This is a genomic window from Mycobacterium europaeum, from assembly GCF_002102155.1.
Lineage (GTDB): Bacteria > Actinomycetota > Actinomycetes > Mycobacteriales > Mycobacteriaceae > Mycobacterium > Mycobacterium europaeum.
On the sequence record NZ_LQOU01000042.1, the window covers coordinates 1 to 17966 of the forward strand.

At 69.3% G+C, this 17966-nt stretch carries 18 protein-coding genes and 1 pseudogene; 8 read left to right on the forward strand and 11 right to left on the reverse strand.

From position 1 onward, the window contains the following. A pseudogene (locus AWC03_RS27940) lies at nt 1–343 on the forward strand (transglycosylase family protein); the annotation flags it as partial. Between the two features lie 78 nt (nt 344–421). Here AWC03_RS27940 and AWC03_RS19380 read toward each other — a convergent pair. From AWC03_RS19380 to AWC03_RS19395, 4 genes are read right to left on the reverse strand one after another with little or no spacing between them, the layout of a single operon-like run. Further along, entirely contained in the window at nt 422–847 is a 426-nt protein-coding gene (locus AWC03_RS19380; protein WP_085242339.1) for a molybdenum cofactor biosynthesis protein MoaE, read from the reverse strand. Continuing rightward, the gene (locus AWC03_RS19385; protein ID WP_085242443.1) at nt 844–1326 is read right to left on the reverse strand and encodes a MogA/MoaB family molybdenum cofactor biosynthesis protein; all 483 of its coding nucleotides are present in this window, start codon (nt 1324–1326) and stop codon (nt 844–846) included. The genes AWC03_RS19380 and AWC03_RS19385 overlap by 4 nt, the downstream gene beginning before the upstream one ends. Further along, on the reverse strand, nt 1326–1853 hold the full coding sequence (gene moaC, locus AWC03_RS19390) for a cyclic pyranopterin monophosphate synthase MoaC (protein WP_085242340.1): 528 nt from the start codon (nt 1851–1853) through the stop codon (nt 1326–1328). Before moaC ends, AWC03_RS19385 begins: the two co-directional genes overlap by 1 nt. Nucleotides 1854–1861: 8 nt before the next feature. Next, entirely contained in the window at nt 1862–2062 is a 201-nt protein-coding gene (locus AWC03_RS19395; protein ID WP_090421285.1) for a hypothetical protein, read from the reverse strand. Nucleotides 2063–2180: 118 nt separating this feature from the next. Between AWC03_RS19395 and AWC03_RS19400 the strand changes: the two genes are divergently transcribed. Together AWC03_RS19400 and AWC03_RS19405 are read left to right on the forward strand one after the other, a co-directional pair. Next, complete coding sequence (locus tag AWC03_RS19400; RefSeq protein ID WP_085242341.1) at nt 2181–4433, forward strand: helicase-associated domain-containing protein; 2253 nt, start codon at nt 2181–2183, stop codon at nt 4431–4433. 94 nt (nt 4434–4527) lie between these two features. Then, nucleotides 4528–6177 (forward strand): DNA repair helicase XPB, encoded by a 1650-nt coding sequence (locus AWC03_RS19405; protein WP_085242342.1) that lies wholly within the window; start codon nt 4528–4530, stop codon nt 6175–6177. Between the two features lie 73 nt (nt 6178–6250). Here the strand turns inward: AWC03_RS19405 and AWC03_RS19410 are convergent, their stop codons facing one another. Both AWC03_RS19410 and AWC03_RS19415 read right to left on the reverse strand, forming a co-directional pair. Further along, on the reverse strand, nt 6251–7396 hold the full coding sequence (locus tag AWC03_RS19410) for a thiolase family protein (protein WP_085242343.1): 1146 nt from the start codon (nt 7394–7396) through the stop codon (nt 6251–6253). A gap of 68 nt (nt 7397–7464) precedes the next feature. Beyond that, nucleotides 7465–7878 carry a Zn-ribbon domain-containing OB-fold protein gene (locus AWC03_RS19415; protein ID WP_085242344.1) on the reverse strand — a complete coding sequence of 138 codons (414 nt, stop codon included), beginning with the start codon at nt 7876–7878 and terminating at the stop codon, nt 7465–7467. Between the two features lie 150 nt (nt 7879–8028). On the opposite strand from AWC03_RS19415, the gene AWC03_RS19420 reads away from it, so the two are divergent. After that, complete coding sequence (locus AWC03_RS19420; RefSeq protein WP_085242345.1) at nt 8029–8322, forward strand: putative quinol monooxygenase; 294 nt, start codon at nt 8029–8031, stop codon at nt 8320–8322. A gap of 3 nt (nt 8323–8325) precedes the next feature. Here AWC03_RS19420 and AWC03_RS19425 read toward each other — a convergent pair whose 3' ends face one another. Beyond that, the gene (locus AWC03_RS19425; RefSeq protein ID WP_085242346.1) at nt 8326–9315 is read right to left on the reverse strand and encodes an LLM class F420-dependent oxidoreductase; all 990 of its coding nucleotides are present in this window, start codon (nt 9313–9315) and stop codon (nt 8326–8328) included. Between the two features lie 127 nt (nt 9316–9442). Here AWC03_RS19425 and AWC03_RS19430 point away from each other — a divergent pair, with 127 nt between their 5' ends. Genes AWC03_RS19430 through AWC03_RS19440 form a run of 3 tightly spaced genes read left to right on the forward strand, consistent with a single transcriptional unit; the run spans nt 9443 to nt 12180 of the window. Continuing rightward, nucleotides 9443–10684, forward strand: a complete 1242-nt coding sequence (locus AWC03_RS19430) for an FAD-dependent monooxygenase (RefSeq protein ID WP_085242347.1) — start codon at nt 9443–9445, stop codon at nt 10682–10684. Continuing rightward, nucleotides 10675–11532: an LLM class F420-dependent oxidoreductase gene (locus tag AWC03_RS19435; RefSeq protein ID WP_085242348.1), complete on the forward strand. Its 858-nt coding sequence runs from the start codon at nt 10675–10677 to the stop codon at nt 11530–11532. Before AWC03_RS19430 ends, AWC03_RS19435 begins: the two co-directional genes overlap by 10 nt. Before the next feature lie 24 nt (nt 11533–11556). Then, entirely contained in the window at nt 11557–12180 is a 624-nt protein-coding gene (locus AWC03_RS19440; RefSeq protein ID WP_085242349.1) for a class I SAM-dependent methyltransferase, read from the forward strand. 73 nt (nt 12181–12253) lie between these two features. Here the strand turns inward: AWC03_RS19440 and AWC03_RS19445 are convergent, their stop codons facing one another. Together AWC03_RS19445 and AWC03_RS19450 are read right to left on the reverse strand one after the other, a co-directional pair. Further along, nucleotides 12254–14398, reverse strand: a complete 2145-nt coding sequence (locus AWC03_RS19445; RefSeq protein WP_085242350.1) for a 3-hydroxyacyl-CoA dehydrogenase NAD-binding domain-containing protein — start codon at nt 14396–14398, stop codon at nt 12254–12256. A gap of 4 nt (nt 14399–14402) precedes the next feature. Continuing rightward, entirely contained in the window at nt 14403–15614 is a 1212-nt protein-coding gene (locus AWC03_RS19450) for an acetyl-CoA C-acetyltransferase (protein ID WP_085242351.1), read from the reverse strand. A 186-nt stretch (nt 15615–15800) separates the two neighbouring features. Here AWC03_RS19450 and AWC03_RS19455 point away from each other — a divergent pair, with 186 nt between their 5' ends. Next, the gene (locus AWC03_RS19455) at nt 15801–16979 is read left to right on the forward strand and encodes a pyridoxal phosphate-dependent aminotransferase (protein ID WP_085242352.1); all 1179 of its coding nucleotides are present in this window, start codon (nt 15801–15803) and stop codon (nt 16977–16979) included. Between the two features lie 9 nt (nt 16980–16988). Here AWC03_RS19455 and AWC03_RS19460 read toward each other — a convergent pair whose 3' ends face one another. Together AWC03_RS19460 and AWC03_RS19465 are read right to left on the reverse strand one after the other, a co-directional pair. Next, on the reverse strand, nt 16989–17438 hold the full coding sequence (locus AWC03_RS19460) for an SRPBCC family protein (RefSeq protein WP_085242353.1): 450 nt from the start codon (nt 17436–17438) through the stop codon (nt 16989–16991). 51 nt (nt 17439–17489) lie between these two features. After that, the gene (locus AWC03_RS19465; protein ID WP_085242354.1) at nt 17490–17945 is read right to left on the reverse strand and encodes an SRPBCC family protein; all 456 of its coding nucleotides are present in this window, start codon (nt 17943–17945) and stop codon (nt 17490–17492) included. Nucleotides 17946–17966: the final 21 nt, after the last annotated feature.

Consider the following 17966-nt stretch of genomic DNA (forward strand, 5'->3'; position numbering starts at 1 on the left):
CGCCCCTCCCCCGCCCGCTCCGGTGCAGCTGGCCGGCTTCGACCAGGCGGCCCCTCCGGCCGACCTGCCGCCCGCGCCCCCGGCCGACGTGCCGCCCGCGCCACCGGCCGACGTGCCCCCAGCCGACGCGATGCCGCCGGCGCCTCCGGCCGACCTGCCGCCGGCGCCTCCCGCCGACCTGCCCGTCGCGGACAACGACTTCCACGGCTTCGTGCCGGCCAACATGCCGCAGGACGTCTCCTCGGTCGGCTACACGAAGCAGCTGTGGGAGGCCATCCGGGCACAGGACATTCAGGGCAACGACGCGCTGGACGCGATCGCGCAGCCGTCCCCGGCCACCTGAGTTCCGCCCGTCAGACTGCCCGGCACGCCTCGAACGTCGACGCTTCGGGGCGTGCCGGCATGCCAAATCGCTACGGCGCTACGCCGAGCCCACCCATTCTTCGGTGCCGTCGTCGAAGAACTGGTGCTTCCACACCGGTAGCCGCGCCTTGATGGTGTCCACCAGCAGCGCACAGGTGGCGAACGCGGCCTGACGGTGATCGGCCGCCACCGCCGCCACCAGCGCCGCCTCCCCGATGCGCAGCACGCCGATCCGGTGGCTCGCCGCGACGGCACGCACCCCGCTCGACTGTTCAGCGACCTCCGCGACCACCTCGCCCATGACCTGCTCGGCCGACGGATGCGCGGAATACTCCAGCCGCACCACCCGTCGGCCGCCGTCGTGGTCGCGGATCATGCCGACGAAGCCGACGACGGCGCCGGCCGACTGATGGGCGACCAATTCTTCGTGCCCGGCCAAAGAGATCGGGTGATCGGTCATGGCCGCGCGGACGACGAGCGTCATCCCTGGTGATCTCCACCGGCGAGCTGGTCGAGCGCGTGATCGATCACGCCGGCGAGCACACCCAGGCCGTCGCGCACACCGCCGGGCGAACCCGGCAGGTTGACGATCAGGGTCCGCCCCGCCACGCCGCACACTCCTCGTGACAACACCGACGTCGGCACCTTGGGCAGCCCCGACCGGCGAATGGCGTCGGCCAGCCCCGGGATCATGTAGTCCAGCAGGGCCACGGTCTGGTCGGGGGTGCTGTCGCTCGGCGAGATGCCCGTGCCGCCGGAGGTGATGATGACGTCAACGCCGTCGCGGACCGCCTTGCGCAGGGCATCGCCCACCGGATCGCCGTCGGGAACCACCTCCGGCTCGGTGAATGAAAACCCGCGCTCGCCGAGCCATTCGGCGATGAACGGCCCGCACCGATCGTCGTAGACTCCCGCCGACGCGCGGGTCGAGGCGATGATGACGCGGGCGGATCGGGCGCCCATCACCGCTCCCACGTTCCGGTCTTGCCGCCTTCCTTGCGCAGCACCCGAATGTCATCGAGGCGCGCGGCGGGATCGACGGCTTTGATCATGTCGTAGAGCGTCAGGCCGGCCACACTGACGGCGGTCAGCGCCTCCATCTCCACGCCCGTGCGGTCGGTGCTGCGCACCGTCGCGGTGATCTCGATCTCGGAGGGCCCCACGGTGAATTCCACGTCGACTCCGGTGAGCGCCAACTGGTGGCAGAGCGGTATCAGGTCGCTGGTGCGCTTCGCCGCCAGGATGCCCGCCACCCGGGCGGTGGCCAGCGCGTCGCCCTTGGGCAGGCCCCCTGCCGAGATCAGCTCCACGACGCGCTGCGACGTGCGCACGGCGCCCGCCGCGACGGCGGTCCGCTTGGTCGCGCCCTTGCCGCTGACGTCGACCATGTGCGCCGAACCGCGGTCGTCCAGGTGTGACAGCGAGCCAGCAGGGGATTCACCCGTCGCCCAGCTCGCCGGGGGCTTGGCGGCCTCGGAGGCCCTAGCCATGCTGGCGCCTACCGGTTAACGACGGTGACCGGGTGCAGGTAGGGCAGGTCAGTGGAGGGCAGCGGGAACACCATCTCGCCGAAGGGGGACAACGCACCCGTCCGGTCGGTCACGAGTTCGCTCACCGCGTGGTCGTCGGGGTCCGTCGTCGGCCACCCGTTGTCGACATACCTGGTTTTGCGGGCTTTGCCCTCAGCAGTGTCAGCCACGCCGTCCATTCTGACAGGTCGCTGTTGCACGCGTCGTGCAAGACCGTCAGTTCGGCCGACGAGCTGCCGGCCTTCGCTGCCTGCTCAGCACCGACCGACTGCTTTACGCTGGTCAGCAATGACCGACAACACCCCGGATATCCCGCTGGGGTCGTGGCTGGCCGACTTGCCCGACGAGCGGCTGATCCGCCTGCTAGAGCTGCGGCCGGACCTCGCCCAGCCGCCGCCCGGCAGCATCGCCGCGCTGGCCGCCCGCGCGCAGGCCCGCCAGTCGGTGAAGGCCGCCACCGACGAGCTCGACTTCCTGCGCCTGGCGGTGCTCGACGCGCTGTTGGTGCTGCAGGCCGACGCCACGCCGGTGCCCACGGCGAAACTGCTGGCCCTGATCGGCGAGCGCGCTCCCGAGTCCGACGTGGCGCAGGCGCTGGACGATCTCCGGGAGCGCGCCCTGGTCTGGGGGGATGCGGCGCTGCGCGTCGCTCCCGACGCCGGCACGGCCCTGCCGTGGCACCCGGGCCAGGTCACCCTCGAGGACGCCTCCCGCACCGGCGAGGAGATCGCCCGTCTCATCGACGGGCTGAGCCAGGCGCAGCGCGAAGTGCTGGAAAAGCTCCTCGAGGGCTCCCCGATGGGCCGCACCCGTGACGCCGCGCCGGGCGCCCCGGCGGACCGGCCGGTGCCCCAGCTGCTGGCGATGGGCCTGTTGCGACGCATCGACGCCGAAACGGTGATCCTGCCCCGCCACGTCGGGCAGGTGCTGCGCGGCGAGCAGCCCGGCCCCATGCGGCTGACGGCACCCGACCCGGTGGTGTCGACCACCACCACCGCCGACGTCGACGCGGCGGCGGCCGGGGCCACCATCGACCTGTTGCGTGAACTCGACGTCCTCATCGCCGCGCTCGCCGCCGCACCGGTTTCCGAGCTGCGCAGCGGCGGACTGGGAGTCCGCGATGTCAAACGGCTCGGCAAGACGACCGGCATCGACGAGTCGCGGTTGGGGCTCATTCTGGAGGTGGCGGCCGCGGCCGGCCTGATCGCGAGCGGGATGCCGGACCCGGAACCGGCCACCGGCGAGGCCCCGTACTGGGCGCCGACCGTGGCCACCGACCGGTTCACCGCGCTGCCCGCCGCCGAACGCTGGCAGCTGCTGGCCAGCAGCTGGCTCGACCTGCCGAGCCGCCCGGCCTTGATCGGCACCCGCGGTCCCGACGCCAAACCCTATGGCGCCCTTACCGATGCGCTGTACTCGACCGCCGCGCCACTGGATCGCCGGCTGTTGCTGGACACGCTGGCGCACTTGCCGCCGGGCGCCGGTGTCAACACGGCCGAGGCGTCGGCCGCCCTCATCTGGCGGCGGCCGCGCTGGGCCAAGCGGCTGCAGCCGGGGCCCGTGGGTGACCTGCTGGCCGAGAGCCAGGCGTTGGGCCTGGTGGGACGGGGGGCGCTCAGCACCCCCGCCCGGGCCCTGCTGAACGAAGGCCCCGCCGCCGCGGTCGACGCCATGGCGCGGGCCCTGCCGCAACCGATCGATTACTTCCTGATCCAGGCCGACCTGACCGTCGTCGTGCCGGGCCCACTGCAGCGCGACCTGGCCGAGCAACTGGCCGCGGTGGCCACCGTCGAATCGGCCGGCACCGCGATGGTGTACCGCATCAGCGAGCAGACGATCCGGCATGCCCTCGACGTCGGGAAGACCCGCGACTGGATGCATACCCTGTTCGCCAAACATTCTAAAACCCCTGTCCCCCAAGGGCTTACCTATCTGATCGACGACGTCGCACGCCGGCACGGCCAGCTGCGGATCGGGATGGCGGCCTCGTTCGTACGGTGCGAGGACCCGGCGCTGCTGGCCCAGGCCGTCGCCGCCCCCGCGACCGAGGGGGTGCAACTGCGCGCCCTGGCGCCGACCGTCGCGGTGTCTCCGGCGCCGATCGCCGAGGTGCTGCTCGCATTGCGGGCCGCGGGCTTCGCCCCCGCGGCCGAGGACTCCACCGGCGCCATCGTCGACGTCCGGCCGCAGGGGGCCCGGGTGCCCACGCCCCAGCAGCGGCGGCCCTACCGCCCGATGCCGCGCCCCAACAACGAGAGTCTGAACGCGGTGGTGGCGGTGCTGCGGAAGGTGACGGCCGCGCCGTTCGGCAGCATTCGCGTCGACCCGGCGGTCACCATGTCGCTGTTGCAGCGCGCGGCCAGGGAACAAGACACGCTGGTGATCGGTTATCTAGACGCCGCCGGTGTGGCCACCCAGCGCGTGGTGTCGCCGATCACCGTCCGGGGCGGCCAGCTGACCGCCTTCGACTCGGCGTCGGGGCGGCTGCGCGACTTCGCCATCCACCGCATCACGTCGGTGGTGTCGGCCAACAGCCGATAATGGATGGTTGGTGCGGCGAGACATGAGGAGGATCGGCGTTCGTGACTCGCGCCGGCGACGATGCAGAGCGAAGCGATGAGGAGGAGCGGCGCCCGTGACTGACGGCCCGTTGATTGTGCAGTCCGACAAGACGGTGCTGCTCGAGGTCGACCACGAGCTGGCCGGCGCCGCGCGTGCCGCCATCGCGCCGTTCGCCGAGCTGGAGCGCGCGCCCGAGCACGTGCACACCTACCGCATCACCCCGTTGGCGCTGTGGAACGCCCGCGCCGCGGGCCACGACGCCGAGCAGGTGGTCGACGCGCTGGTCAGCTTCTCGCGCTACGCGGTGCCCCAGCCGCTGCTCGTCGACATCGTCGACACCATGGCCCGCTACGGGCGCCTGCAGCTGGTCAAACACCCGGCGCACGGCCTGACCCTGCTGAGCCTGGACCGCGCGGTGCTCGAGGAGGTGCTGCGCAACAAGAAGATCGCCCCCATGCTCGGCGCGCGGATCGACGAGGACACCGTCGTCGTGCACCCCAGCGAGCGCGGCCGGGTCAAGCAGATGCTGCTCAAGATCGGTTGGCCCGCCGAGGACCTGGCGGGCTACGTCGACGGCGAGGCCCACCCGATCAGCCTGGCGCAGGACGGCTGGCACCTGCGCGACTACCAGCAGATGGCCACGGACTCGTTCTGGTCCGGCGGGTCGGGGGTGGTGGTGCTTCCGTGCGGGGCAGGCAAGACGCTGGTGGGCGCGGCCGCGATGGCGAGGGCCAGCGCGACGACGCTGATCCTGGTCACCAACGTCGTCGCGGCGCGGCAATGGAAGCGCGAACTGGTCGCGCGCACATCCCTGACCGAGGACGAGGTCGGCGAATATTCGGGTGAGCGCAAGGAGATTCGGCCCGTCACGATCTCGACGTACCAGATGATCACCCGCCGCACGAAGGGCGAGTACCGGCACCTGGAGCTCTTCGACAGCCGCGACTGGGGTCTGATCATCTACGACGAGGTCCACCTGCTGCCGGCGCCGGTGTTCCGGATGACCGCCGACCTGCAATCCAAGCGGCGCCTGGGCCTCACCGCCACGCTGGTCCGCGAGGACGGCCGCGAGGGCGACGTGTTCTCCCTCATCGGCCCGAAGCGCTACGACGCGCCGTGGAAGGACATCGAGGCCCAGGGCTGGATCGCGCCGGCCGAGTGTGTCGAGGTGCGGGTCACCATGACCGACAACGAGCGGATGATGTACGCCACCGCGGAACCCGAAGAGCGCTACAAGCTTTGCTCGACGGCGCGATCCAAGATCGCCGTCGTGAAGTCGATTCTGGACAAGCACCCCGGCGAGCAGACGCTGGTGATCGGCGCTTACCTCGACCAGCTCGACGAGCTGGGCGCCGAGCTGGACGCGCCGGTGATCCAGGGATCGACCCGGACCAAGGAACGCGAGGAATTGTTCGACGCGTTCCGCCGCGGCGAGGTGTCCACGCTGGTGGTGTCCAAGGTCGCCAACTTCTCCATCGACTTACCGGAAGCCTCTGTGGCCGTGCAGGTTTCGGGGACCTTCGGCTCGCGCCAGGAGGAGGCTCAGCGGCTCGGGCGGTTGCTGCGGCCGAAGGCGGACGGCGGTGGGGCCATCTTCTACTCCGTGGTGGCCCGCGACAGCCTGGACGCCGAGTACGCCGCGCACCGGCAACGCTTCCTCGCCGAGCAGGGCTACGGCTACATCATCCGCGACGCGGACGACCTTCTGGGCCCGGCGATTTAGCCTCGGCGAGCAGACGCAGAATCGCATGGATCGCCCTGCGCCAGTGCGATTCCGCGTCTGCTCGCGCCACTCACTAGAGCGACAGGATGGTCGCCGAGGCGGTGCCCGGGGCCCCGTATACCTGGGCCAGCCCGACGCGCGGATTGCCGGGCACCTGGCGCTCGCCGGCCTCACCGCGCAACTGGCGCACCAGTTCGTGCATCTGCCGCAGCCCGGACGCGCCGATCGGCTCGCCGTTGGCGATCAACCCGCCGTCGGTGTTGACCGGCATCGAGCCGTGGATCTCGGTGGCACCGTCGGCCACCAGCTTCTCCTGCTCACCGTCGGCGCACAGACCGGTCTCGGCCATGTGGATCACCTCCGCGCCCGCATCGGTGTCCTGCAGTTGGGCGACGTCGACGTCCTCGGGCCCGATGCCGGCGGCCTCGTAGGCCGCCCGCGCCGCGTACACCGTCGGCGAGGCGTCCTCGTCCAGCGGGGCCGACGTGGCGTGCACCTCGTAGGCACCGAACCTCCGGGTACGAATCTCGCAGGCGCGCACGTACACCGGCTTGTCGGTGAACTTATGTGCCAGGTCGGCGCGGCACATGATCACCGCGGCGGCGCCCTCGTCGGGCGCACAGAACATGTACTGCGTCAGCGGGTAGTTGAGCACGGTGGAGTTGAGGATCTCGTCCTCGGAAATCGGCTTGCGGCGGAAGGCGTTCGGATTCAGCGCGCCGTTGCGGAAGTTCTTGGCCGCGACCTTGGCCAGCGTGGCCTGGGAGATGTTGTGGTCGTGAATGTACTTGTTGGCCTTCATGCCGAAGAACTTGGTGGTGACGAACTGCCCGTTCTGGGCGTACCACTGCGGCAGCGCCAGCTTGGCGGGGTCGTCGGTGAACGCGCCGCGGGGGTGCTTGTCCAGGCCGATGGCGATGCCGATGTCGTACTTGCCCAGCCGGATCGTGTCGGCGGTCTGCTGAATCGCACTCGCCGCGGTGGCGCACGCGTTGAACACGTTGGTGAACGTGATGCCGGTCAGCCCGACCAGGCGGGTCACCGCGTCGGGATTGGACACCTCGTGGCTGCCGCCGAAGCCGAACTGGATGTCCTTCCACGCCACGCCGGCGTCCTTCAGGGCGGACTGGACCGCCTCGGCACCCATCTGCATTGCGGTCTTGTCGAACCGGCCGAAGGGGTGCAGGCCCACGCCGATGATGGCGACGTCGTTGGTCATCTCAGTCTCCTACGGGGTAGATGGTCGCGGCCCGCTTCGCCCGGCCGAGGCCGCGCTCGCGATCGCCACTAGACCGGCCGGAACGCGAACGTCATGATTTCGGTGCCCTCGTCGTCGGTGGTGAGCGGCACCATGGTGAGCTCGACCTCCTGCCCGAATTGCAGCTTGGCCGGGTCGTTCTCGGTCAACCGCCCCTCGACGCGGATCACGTCGTCGAGCTGTACCAGCCCCACCCCGAACGGGACGAAGTCCTTGCCGGTGGGGCCGGCGTAGGGGGCCCCGGGCGGGAAGCCCTGGGTGGTCCACGCGACGAGCGTTCCCCGGCGTGGCAGCAACACGTCGCTCATCTGGCCGGCGCTGCAACGCGGGCACCACTGCTGCACCGGGAAGGTGGTGGCGCCGCAGCTGCCACACCGACTGCCGATCAGCTGTGGGCTCTCATCGGGCCAGGTCGAGATCTCGGGGGCGAGTGCTTTTTGCATCGGGATCCTCCAGCGGGGCCGCCAACAGAATGTTGCTCACTGAACCGTATAACAGCTTTCCGAAAAGTGGAAACCGCATTCTCATGGCGTGCGGGAGCGCGGGGCTGGGCTATCTTGGCCGAGGGTCGCGGCGACGTAAGGAGACGATCAATGCCCGTCACGGTGATACTCGAGCTGAAGTTCAGGCCCGACGCGGTGCCCCAGGCGCGCGAGGTCATGGGCCGGGCGCTGAAAGACACCCGCGCGTTCGCCGGCAACCTGGGCACCGATGTGCTCGTCGACGAGGACGACCAAGCCCACTGGCTGATCTACGAGCTGTGGGACACGGTCGAGCACGACGAGGCCTACCGCGCGTTTCGCGCCGGCGAAGGCCGGCTCACCGAGTTGCCGCCGCTGCTGGCCGAGCCGCCCGTCAAGAAGAGGTACACCACCTCCGACATCTGACGGCTAGCTGAGGGCGGGGATGACCTCGCGCTCGAACAGCTCGATGCCCGAGCGGTCGTACGCGGCCTCCGGGAAGTAGCAGATGGCGTACTCGCAGCCGAGGTCGCGGAGCTTGGCGATCCGCTCGATCACCTGTTCCGGCGTGCCCGTCGCCGAGTCGGGTCCACTGCCGGCGGCGAGCATCGCGTCGGCGGCCGCCTCGGGCACGTAGCGGACCAGGCGGTCGCGGACGCGCCGCAGCCGGTCCTTGACGTCGGCGTCCGAGGTTCCGACGACGGCGTTGAAGTTGGCCGACCGCACGATCGCATCGAAGTCGGTGCCCAGCTCCTGGCAGTGCCGCGCAAGCACTTCCGACTTGTGGGCGAACGCCTCGGGTTCCGGCGTGAAGTTGGTGTACTGCGCGTACTGCGCGGCGATGCGCAGGGTGACCTTCTCACCGCCGCCGGCGATCCACAGCGGGATTCCGTTGTCCTGCAAGGGCTTGGGGGCGACGATGGCGCCGTCGACCTGGTAATGCCTGCCACCGAAGCTGACCTTGCCGTCACGCCAGGCGTCCCGCATGATCTGTACGCCCTCGTCCAGGCGGCCCAGCCGCACGCCGGCCGAGGGGAAGCCGTAACCGTAAGCGCGCCATTCGTGTTCGTACCAGCCGCCGCCGATGCCCATCTGGATCCGGCCGCCGGAGATGATGTCGGCCGTCGCCGCAACCTTGGCCAGGTACACCGGATTGCGGTAGCTCATCGCGGTGCACATCTGGCCGAGTTTGATCCGCGAGGTGACCGCCGCATAGGCGGCCATCAGCGACCACGCCTCGTGGGTGGCTTCGCCGGTCGGCACCGGAACGGTGTGGAAATGGTCGTAGACCCACAGCGAATCCCACGCGCCGTTGTCGGCGTAGCAGGCCAGGTCGCGCATCACCGCCCAGTGCCGCTCCGGTTCGATGTCGACCAGATCCATTCGCCAGCCTTGCGGGATGAAGAGACCGAAGCGCATGACAACGGACTCTAGCCCCAGGACCAACGCGCCGCGGACGGTGCGGGGACCTCAGCGGTCAGCGCCGCCGCGGCCCCGGTGCTGCTGATTAGGCTTACGGAATTCGGTGAGGCACGGGGAGGTCGGCATGCGGATTCTCGTCTCGGGCGCGAGCATCGCCGGACCGGTGCTCGCGTACTGGTTGACCCGTCATGGCTTCGACGTCACGGTCGTCGAGCGCGCGCCCGCCCTGCGCAAGACCGGCGGCCACGCCGTCGACCTGTTCCGTCCCGCGATGCAGATATCGGCGAGCATGGGCGTCCTGCCCCAGATCGAAGCGCTCGCCACCGGAACGAACCGCATGACCATGCATCGGGAGGGCCGGGCGCGGCCCTTCGACATCGACCTCACCAAGGTCTACGCCGCCACCTCGGACCGGCACGTGGAGATCATGCGCGACGACCTCAGCGAGATCTACTACGCCGCCGGCCGCGACGACGTCGAGTACCTGTTCGGCGACTCGATCACCGCGATCGATCACGACGGCGAGGTGACGTTCGAGCACGCCCCCGCCCGCCGGTTCGACGTCGTCGTCGGCGCCGACGGGCTGCACTCCAACGTCCGGCAGCTGACCTTCGGCGACGAAGCCAACCTCACGCGATTCCTCGGAGGCTATCTGGCGGTGGTGTCGGCACCCAAGGGGCTGGCCAGCCCCGGCGAGATCACCTGTCATGTCGGCGTCGGCCGCGTCGCGGCCGTCTACACCGCCGAGCACCTGGACGACGCGCGCGCCGTCTTCCTGTTCCGTTCCGGTCGGGAGCTCGCCTACCACCATCGGAATACGTTGCGGCAGAAGGAGCTTCTGCGTGCGGCGTTCGGGAACATGCACGAGCAGGTGGACGGTTGGCTCGGCGAACTCGACCGCACACCGGCGTTCTACTTCGATTCCATCAGCCAACTCCGGCTGGACCGATGGTCGCGCCGGCGGGTCACCCTCGTCGGCGACGCGGGATACTGCCCCGGCCCCGCGGTGGGCGGCAGCACCAGCCTGGCGGTGCTCGGCGCCTACGTGCTGGCCGGCGAGCTCGCCCGGGCCGACGGCGACCACCTGCGCGCGTTCGCCGGCTACGAACTGCAGATGCGCGAACCGGTGCACCGCAGCCGGGCCTTCGCGCGCGGCGCCGCCAAGGGCGTCATCCCCGGTTCGCGACTCGGGGTGTGGGCGTTGACCCGTGGCGCCCAGCTAGTCTCACTGATGCCGGGCTCGCTTTCCCGGGCGCTGGCCAGACTCAACACCAAGGGCGTGCGCATGCACGACTCGATGCCGGTGCCCGACTACGGCGCGACCGGCCTCCACGCCGACGAAAGGAACATCCGCCCATGGAACTGACCGGCGTCGGAATCTGGAGCAGTCAACTGCGCTACGGCGACCCGGCCGAATCCGCCGACGCGGCAGCGGAATTGGACGAACTAGGCTTTCCGGCGCTGTGGATACCCGACGTCGGCGGGCCGGTGTTCGACGCGGTCGGCAACCTGCTCGCCGCGACCAAGCGGACCGTGATCGCCACCGGGATCCTCAACCTCTGGATGCACGCGCCCGGCGACGTCGCCGAGTCCTATGCGGCGCTGACCGCCCGGCACGGCGACCGCTTCCTGCTGGGCATCGGCGTGAGCCACGCGCCGCTGATCGACGCCGGCCAACCCGGGCGATACCGCAAACCACTGGCGGCGACGGCGGCGTTCCTGGACGGGCTGGACGCCGCCCCACAGCCCGTACCCGCCGGGAGCCGGGTCCTCGCCGCGCTCGGCCCCAAGATGCTGGCCCTTGCCGCGACCCGGGCCCGCGGGGCGCACCCCTACCTGGTCACCCCCGACCACACCGCGTCCGCCCGTGCGGCGTTGGGCGACGGCCCGCTGCTGCTGCCCGAGCAGACGGTGATCCTGACCGACAGCGCCGACGAGGCGCGGCGCATCGGAACCGATTGGCTGCGCGCGTATCTGGCGTTGCCCAACTACGCGAACAACCTGCTGCGCAGCGGGTTCTCCGACGACGACCTGGCCCAGGTGAGCGACCGGCTGTTCGACGCCATCATCGCCTGGGGCGACGAGGAGGCGATCCTGCGCAGGGTCGCCGTGCACCGCGCGGCCGGCGCCGACCACGTCTGCGTTCAGGTGCTGCTCGACGATCCGAGGGCCTTCCCGCGCGAACAATGGCGCCGGATCGCCGCGGCCCTGTAACGGGTTTAGGCATACCGTTGGGGCATGGCCTCCAAGCACACGCTGTTCCGGATCTTCTACCGCATCGGCTTCACCCCGTGGGACGGTCATCCGATCGCGCAAAACCTGCGAGACCTGGTCGAGGGCACCGATGACACGCCCCCACTGCCCATCGGGTCGGCCCTCGATCTCGGATGCGGCACCGGGGACTCGTCGATCTACCTCGCACAGCACGGATGGAAAGTCACCGGCGTCGACTTCGTCCCGAAGGCGCTCGACAAGGCCCGGGCCAAGGCCGCCGATCTGCCGGTCAACTTCGTCGGGGCCGACGTCACGCGGCTGAGTCAGACGGGGATCGGCACGGGCTTCCACCTGATCGTCGACAACGGCTGCCTGCACAACATGAGCGACGCAGATCGCGCGGCGTACGTCCGGGAGGTCAGCGCGGTGGCCGCGCCCGACGCACGGCTGTTCATCGTCGCGTTCCGTCCCGGCGGGCGGTTCGGCGTGCCGGGTGTCGAGCCCGCCGAGATGGAATCACGATTTTCAGCCGCATGGACGCTGTTGTCCGCCGGCGACGAGGGGGACCTCGATGAAGCGCGGCTGGGTCGGGGAACTGCGCGCGAGCAGACCCCGGCGCGGTACTACCTCTTCCAGCGCCGCACCTAATCCGCGAGCAGACGCAAAATCGCACTGCGGGAACCGTTCCCATGCGATTCTGCGTCTGCTCGCCGCGCCTGCCCTACGTCAGCGAATCCGGCGGCAGGAAGCGGTCGCCGTACTTGGCGGCCAGCTCACGCGCCCGCGCCACGAAGGCTTCCTTGCCCGTACCGCCCGGGCCGGAGTAGCCCACGATGAACTGCGCGCTACCACCGGTGTACGGCGGGAAGCCGATGCCCATGATCGAGCCGATGTTGGCGTCGGCCGTCGACGTCAACACGCCCTCGTCGAGGCACTTCTGCGTCTCGAGCGCCTCGGCGAACAGCATGCGATCGATCATGTCCTGCAACGGAATATCCGCGCTACCGGAGTTGAACGTCTCCCGCAGGCCCGGCCAGAGCCGGGTCCGTTTGCCGTCGGCATACTCGTAGAAGCCGGCGCCCTTCAACCGCGACGGGCGGCCGATCTCGATCATCTTCTCCACGACCGCCTCGGCCGGGTGCGGCTCGTAGGTGCCGCCCGCGTCCTCGACGCCCTTGCGGGTCGCGGCCGCGATCTTGTGCATCAGCTCGAGGTTGAGCTCGTCGGACAGCTGCAGCGGCGGGGCCGGGTAGCCCGCCTGCGAACCGGCGTGCTCGATGCTGGCGGGTTCGACGCCCTCACCCAGCATCGCCAGCGCCTCGTTGACGAAGGTGCCGATGACGCGGCTGGTGAAGAAGCCGCGGCTGTCGTTGACCACGATCGGGGTCTTGCCGATGGCCAGCGTGTAGTCGAACACCCGGGCCAGCGCCTCGTCAGAGGTCTTCTCGCCCTTGATGATTTCGACCAGCGGCATCTTGTCCACCGGTGAGAAGAAGTGGATCCCGATGAAGTCCTCTTGGCGCTTCACCCCGGTCGCCAGGCCGGTGATCGGCAGCGTCGAGGTGTTGGACCCCAGCAGCGCGTTCGGCTCGACGACGTCCTCGATCTCGCCGAACACCTTGTGCTTGAGTTCCTGGTTCTCGAACACCGCCTCGATCACGAAGTCGACGCCCTTGAAGTCGGCGGGGTCGGCCGTCGGCGTGATGCGGTCCAGCAGCGCCTTGCTCTTCTCCTCGGTGGTCTTGCCCCGCTGAAGCGCCTTGGCCTCAAGCTTTTCCGAGTAACCCTTGCCCTTCTCGGCGGCCTCGATGCTGACGTCCTTGAGCACCACGTCGAAGCCGGCCTTGGCCGACACGTAGGCGATACCCGCGCCCATCATGCCCGCGCCCAGCACACCGATCTTGTTGATCTTGACCGGCTCGATGCCGTCGGGACGCGAACCGCCGCCGTTGATGTGCTGCAGGTCGAAGAAGAACGCCTGGATCATGTTCTTGGCGACCTGGCCGGTGACCAGCTGCGTGAAGTAGCGGCTCTCGATGCGGCTGGCGGTGTCGAAGTCCACCTGCGCACCCTCGACGGCCGCATCCAGGATGGCCCGCGGTGCCGGCATCGGTGCGCCCTTGAGCTGCTTGCGCAGCAGCGCGGGGAACGACGGCAGGATGCCGGCCAGCGCCGGGCTGGACGGGGTGCCGCCGGGCATCTTGTAGCCCTTGGCGTCCCACGGCTGGGTGTGCGAGTTGGGGTTGGCCTTGATCCACGCCTTGGCGGCGGGCACCAGTTCCTCGACGGAGCCGACCAGCTCGTCGACCAGCCCCATCTCCTTGGCCTTGTCCGGCTTGAACCGGGTGCCCTGCGACAGGATGTTCATGAACGCGTTCTGGATGCCGAACATCCGCACGGTGCGGGTCACCCCGCCACCGCCGGGCAGCAGGCCCAGCGTCACCTCGGGCAGCCCCACGACGAGGCCCTTGACGTCGGCGGCGATGCGGTGATGACAGGCCAGCGCGATCTCCAGGCCGCCGCCGAGCGCGGCGCCGTTGATGGCCGCGACCACCGGCTTGCCCAGGGTCTCCAGGGCGCGCAGGTCGCGCTTGATCTCCTCGACCTCGGTGAAGACTTCCCCGGCGTTCTCCGGGCCGGCGGTGATCATGCTCTTGAGGTCTCCGCCGGCGAAGAATGTCTTCTTCGCACTGGTGATCACCACGCCGGTGACCGAATCCTTCTCCGCCACAAGGCGTTCGACGGCCTTGTGCATCGATTCCTTGTAGTGCTCGTTCATCACGTTCGCCGACCCGGTGGGGTCGTCGAGCGTCAGCGTGACGATGCCGTCGGCATCCTTGTCCCACGCAATGGTGTTCTCAGCCATGGTCTTAAACCCTCTCGATGATGGTGGCGACACCCATGCCGCCGCCGATGCACAGCGTGATCAGCGCGCGACGCGCGTTGCGGCGCTCGAGCTCGTCGACCATGGTGCCGGTGATCATGGCGCCGGTGGCGCCCAGCGGGTGGCCCATCGCGATGGCGCCACCGTTGACGTTCAGCTTCTCGTCGGGAATGTTGAGATCCTTCTGGAACTTCAGCACCACCGAAGCGAACGCCTCGTTCAGCTCGAACAGGTCGATGTCGTCGACGGTCAGCCCCGCACGGTCGAGCACCTTGCGGGTGGCCGGGGTCGGGCCGGTCAGCATGATGACCGGGTCCGCGCCACTGGTCGCCGTCGCCACGATGCGGGCGCGCGGGGTCAGGCCCTGCGACGTGCCGGCACTCTCGGACCCGACCAGCACCAGCGCGGCCCCGTCCACGATGCCCGAGCTGTTACCGCCGGTGTGCACGTGGTTGATCTTCTCCACAAAGTGATACTTCTGCAGCGCCACGTCGTCGAAGCCGCCCATCTCGCCGATGCCGTCGAACGCGGTCTTCAGCTTGGCCAGCCCCTCCATGGTGGTGTCGGGCCGCATGTGCTCATCGTGGTCCAGGATGACCAGACCGTTCTGGTCGCGCACCGGCACCACCGACTTGGCGAAGTAGCCGCCCGACCAGGCCTCGGCGGCCTTCTGCTGGCTGCGCAGCGCGTAGGCGTCGACGTCCTCGCGGGAGAAGCCCTCGATGGTCGCGATCAGGTCGGCGCCGATGCCCTGCGGCACGAAGCCGATCTGGTAGTTGGTCTCGGGGTCCAGCGCCCAGGCGCCGCCGTCGGAGCCCATCGGGACGCGGCTCATCGACTCCACACCGCCCGCGAGCACCAGGTCGTCCCAGCCGGAGCGGACCTTCTGGGCGGCGGTGTTGACGGCCTCCAGGCCGGAGGCGCAGAACCGGTTGAGCTGCACGCCGCCCGTGGTCTCGGGCAGGCCGGCGGCCAGCACCGCGGTGCGGGCGATGTCGCCGCCCTGGTCACCGACCGGCGAGACGCACCCCAGGATCATGTCGCTGATCAGGTTCACGTCCAGGTCGGGGTTGCGCCTGCGCAGCTCGTCGACCAGCCCGACGACCAGGTTCAGCGGCTTCACCTCGTTCAGCGAGCCATTGCGTTGCTTGCCTCGGGGCGTGCGGATGGCCTCGTAAATGAAGGCTTCTTCGGACATGTCGAGTTCCTCTTCGCGAGTGGGTATCGGATCCGTATTAAAGGTAGGTCCAGATACCGCACCCTAACAAAGTGCCCGGCCAACCTGTTGGTTGGGCCGATCGCCGCTGGTCAGCCTCAACCTCGGAGCGCAGCGGGGGCGCCCGGCCACGCCGTCGAGCCTGCGCGGCCCCTAAGCTCGACCAGCATGACGGTGTCGCGACTGCGTCCCTACGCGACCACGGTGTTCGCCGAGATGTCGGCGCTGGCCGCGCGGGTCGGTGCGGTCAACCTCGGTCAGGGGTTCCCCGACGAGGACGGGCCCGCTGCCATGTTGAAGGCTGCCCAAGATGCCATCGCCGAGGGGAACAACCAATACCCGCCGGGCATCGGCGTCGCGCAGCTGCGGCACGCCATCGCCGCCCAGCGGCAGCGGCACTTCGGCATCACCTACGACCCCGACACCGAGGTGCTGGTGACGGTCGGGGCGACCGAGGCCATCGCGTCCGCGGTGCTGGGCCTGGTCGAACCCGGCTCGGAGGTGCTGCTCATCGAGCCGTTCTACGACTCCTACTCGCCGGTGGTGGCGATGGCGGGCGCGCATAGGGTGGCCGTCCCCCTGGTCCCGCATGGCCGCGGCTTCGCCCTGGACGCCGACGCCCTGCGCCGGGCCCTGACGCCACGCACCCGCGCGCTGATCGTCAATTCGCCGCACAACCCGACCGGCACGGTGCTCAGCGAAGCCGAGCTGACCGCCATCGCCGAGGTCGCGGTCGCCGCCGACCTCTTGGTGATCACCGACGAGGTGTACGAGCACCTCGTCTTCGACGACCACCGGCACCTGCCGCTGGCCGGCTTCGACGGCATGGCCGAACGGACGGTCACCATCTCCAGCGCGGCCAAGATGTTCAACTGCACCGGATGGAAGATCGGATGGGCTTGCGGCCCAGCGGAACTCATCGCCGGTGTGCGGGCGGCAAAGCAGTATCTGAGCTATGTCGGCGGCGCCCCGTTCCAGCCGGCGGTGGCTCTCGCGCTCGACACCGAGGACGCGTGGGTGGCCGGGCTGCGCCGCTCGTTGCGAGACCGCCGCGACCGGCTGGCCGCCGGGCTCTCCGAGATCGGCTTCGAGGTGCATGACAGCGCCGGCACGTATTTCTTGTGCGCCGACCCGCGCCCACTCGGCTACGACGACAGCACCGCGTTCTGCGCCGCCCTACCGGAAAGGGCGGGCGTGGCGGCCATTCCGCTGTCACCCTTTTGCGACCCGGGCGCCCCGCACGCCTCCGCGCAGGCCGAGGTGTGGAACCACTTGGTGCGCTTCACCTTCTGCAAGCGCGAGGACACCCTCGACGAGGCGATCAGGCGGCTGGGAGTCCTGCGGTGACCGGAAGGCTCACCCGAGCGGGCCGAAGATCTCCATCACGCGGTTGCGCAGTCCCTCGAGCGCGGCGTGCAGGATCTTCTTGCGGGCCCGGTTGACCCAGAACTCGGGCAGCGGGGCAAACGGTTCGACCGTGATGGCGAACCGCACCCTGGTCTTGTCGTAGCCCTCCCGGGTGAGGGTGTACTCGCCGTGCTGGCCGCGTTGCTGGGCGGTCTTCTGCGCGTCCCACACCATCCAGTCCGGCCCCCAGTGGTATTCGAGCAGTTCGGTGTCGTGGATGCCCGTCACCGAGATGGTGACCTTGACGTGGTACGGCCGGCCGTCGGGGTGCTTGTCGACGACCTCGACCCGCTTGTGCACCGACGACCACGACGGCACGGCGTCCATGTCGGCCAGCGCCTCCATGATCACTTCCGGAGGCGCGTCGATGACGATTTCCGACGACGCTTGAACGGCCACTGCTAATAAGTTAGCAATCGCCCGGGCGCTGACGAAGGAGAAAAAGGCGGACTATTCGGCATCGGATGAGCCTTGGAAGCGCTTGACCAATTCGCACAGTCCCTTGACCGACGAGTCGAGAACGCTTTCGCTGGCCCGCCGGACGATGAACGCGGGCATGGGCCGGCCGGGTTCGACCGTGACATCGAAGCGCACCCGCGTCTTGTCGAGGCCCTCGGGCTTGAGGTTGTACTCGACGTGCTGACCGTGCTGCTGGGAAGTCCCTTTGGCGTCGTAGACGACCCAATCGGGGCCCCAGTGATATTCCAGGATCTCTTTGTCGACCAACCCCAGAATCTTGATGGTGGTGGCGACATGGTGCGGCCGACCGTCGGGATAGCGGTCGATCACCTCGATGTGTTTGTGCAGTGGTGACCACGACGACAGGACGCCGACATCTGTCAGCGCCTCCATCACCACATCTGGCGGCGCGTCGACGACAAACTCCCGTGATGCTTTTACGGCCACTGAGTTCAACCTAGCAACGCC

Coding starts and splice junctions, on each gene's coding strand:
- moaC (WP_085242340.1), bottom strand. CDS start 1,853: ATGGCTAGGGCCTCCGAGGCCGCCAAGCCCCCGGCGAGCTGGGCGACG.
- AWC03_RS19400 (WP_085242341.1), top strand. CDS start 2,181: ATGACCGACAACACCCCGGATATCCCGCTGGGGTCGTGGCTGGCCGAC.
- AWC03_RS19445 (WP_085242350.1), bottom strand. CDS start 14,398: ATGGCTGAGAACACCATTGCGTGGGACAAGGATGCCGACGGCATCGTC.
- AWC03_RS19450 (WP_085242351.1), bottom strand. CDS start 15,614: ATGTCCGAAGAAGCCTTCATTTACGAGGCCATCCGCACGCCCCGAGGC.
- AWC03_RS19410 (WP_085242343.1), bottom strand. CDS start 7,396: ATGACCAACGACGTCGCCATCATCGGCGTGGGCCTGCACCCCTTCGGC.
- AWC03_RS19440 (WP_085242349.1), top strand. CDS start 11,557: ATGGCCTCCAAGCACACGCTGTTCCGGATCTTCTACCGCATCGGCTTC.
- AWC03_RS19425 (WP_085242346.1), bottom strand. CDS start 9,315: ATGCGCTTCGGTCTCTTCATCCCGCAAGGCTGGCGAATGGATCTGGTC.
- AWC03_RS19380 (WP_085242339.1), bottom strand. CDS start 847: ATGACGCTCGTCGTCCGCGCGGCCATGACCGATCACCCGATCTCTTTG.
- AWC03_RS19385 (WP_085242443.1), bottom strand. CDS start 1,326: ATGGGCGCCCGATCCGCCCGCGTCATCATCGCCTCGACCCGCGCGTCG.
- AWC03_RS19435 (WP_085242348.1), top strand. CDS start 10,675: ATGGAACTGACCGGCGTCGGAATCTGGAGCAGTCAACTGCGCTACGGC.
- AWC03_RS19430 (WP_085242347.1), top strand. CDS start 9,443: ATGCGGATTCTCGTCTCGGGCGCGAGCATCGCCGGACCGGTGCTCGCG.
- AWC03_RS19420 (WP_085242345.1), top strand. CDS start 8,029: ATGCCCGTCACGGTGATACTCGAGCTGAAGTTCAGGCCCGACGCGGTG.
- AWC03_RS19455 (WP_085242352.1), top strand. CDS start 15,801: ATGACGGTGTCGCGACTGCGTCCCTACGCGACCACGGTGTTCGCCGAG.
- AWC03_RS19415 (WP_085242344.1), bottom strand. CDS start 7,878: ATGCAAAAAGCACTCGCCCCCGAGATCTCGACCTGGCCCGATGAGAGC.